General features: G+C 41.2%; 1 protein-coding gene and 1 pseudogene. Both read right to left on the minus strand.

The features are described 5' to 3' along the window. A pseudogene (locus tag UC75_RS21080) lies at positions 1 to 167 on the minus strand (transcriptional regulator); the annotation flags it as partial. A gap of 221 nt (positions 168 to 388) precedes the next feature. Further along, the coding region (prfB, locus tag UC75_RS10265; RefSeq protein ID WP_128825246.1) for a peptide chain release factor 2 at positions 389 to 1,417 on the minus strand (1,029 nt) is incomplete at its 5' end.

The raw sequence follows: 1,417 nt of genomic DNA on the forward strand, positions 1-1,417 counted from the left end.
GACTGTGCTACTTTGCCCAATCGTTCAATATGACCTGCACAAACACCTTTCTCAAAACTACCACCACACTCTTCCACTGGTAAATAATGCGCAGGTTCTTTCAACCATTGCAAAATCTGCCGACGTAGCGGATTGGAAAGGGCTTTGCTAATTGCATCAATATCCATAGGCTCAACACGTCTTTTAAACGAACAAAGCTTTATTCAGCATTTCGAAAACATCATATCGCACTTTTGCGATATTCATATCTATTTTTTTCGATATTCATATCGCATTTTTTCGATTAAGACTCGAAGGCTGAATTGCTTTGCCGTTTTAATCGCTAAAAATCCAAGAGTTCTACATATTCATAGATGAACTGTATTTAAACTAAAAGTTCAGCAGACTCTTATAAACCTTGTTTTAAGCTCGCCTCAATAAAGCGATCAAGGTCACCATCAAGAACAGCACCTGTATTAGAATTTTCAACGCCTGTACGTAAATCTTTAATACGTGAATCATCTAATACATATGAACGAATTTGGCTTCCCCAACCAATATCAGACTTCGAGTCTTCTAGAGCTTGAGCCGCTTCATTACGTTTTTGCATTTCCAATTCATACAAACGCGCACGTAACTGTTTCCATGCATGGTCACGGTTAGCATGTTGCGAACGCTGGTTCTGACACGCCACCACAATACCTGTTGGAGTGTGAGTCAAACGTACTGCCGAATCGGTTTTGTTAATATGCTGACCACCTGCCCCAGATGCACGGTAAGTATCTGTACGAACATCAGAAGGATTAATATCAATTTCAATGTTGTCATCAACTTCTGGTGAAATAAACACCGCAGAGAATGAAGTATGACGGCGGTTACCACTGTCGAATGGTGACTTACGCACTAAACGGTGTACACCAGATTCTGTACGTAACCAACCGTAGGCATATTCACCTTCAACACGAATTGTTGCAGATTTAATACCAGCTACGTCACCATCAGATACTTCCATGAGTTCTGCTTTAAAGCCATGACGTTCAATCCAGCGCATATACATACGTAAAAGCATAGATGCCCAGTCTTGTGCTTCGGTACCGCCTGAACCTGATTGAATCTCGACATAGCAAGGATTCGGGTCCATTGGATTGCTAAACATGCGACGGAATTCAAGTTTAGCCAGTTCATCTTCAGCAGCACTAAGCTCTGACTGAACATCTTCAAGCAAGCTTTCATCATCAGCTTCTACAGCCAAATCTAACATCGCTTTTGCATCTTCAAGTTGTGTTGACAACCCATCCAATACATTAATAACGTTTTCTAGTTCGCCCTTTTCTTTTGCCATCGCCTGAGCACGGCTTTGATCATTCCAAATCGCAGGGTCTTCTAACTCACGTAAAACTTCTTCTAAACGCTCTTTTTTCAGATCGTAGTCAAAGAT

It is taken from the genome of Acinetobacter sp. V2 (assembly GCF_001188385.1).
GTDB lineage: Bacteria > Pseudomonadota > Gammaproteobacteria > Pseudomonadales > Moraxellaceae > Acinetobacter > Acinetobacter oleivorans.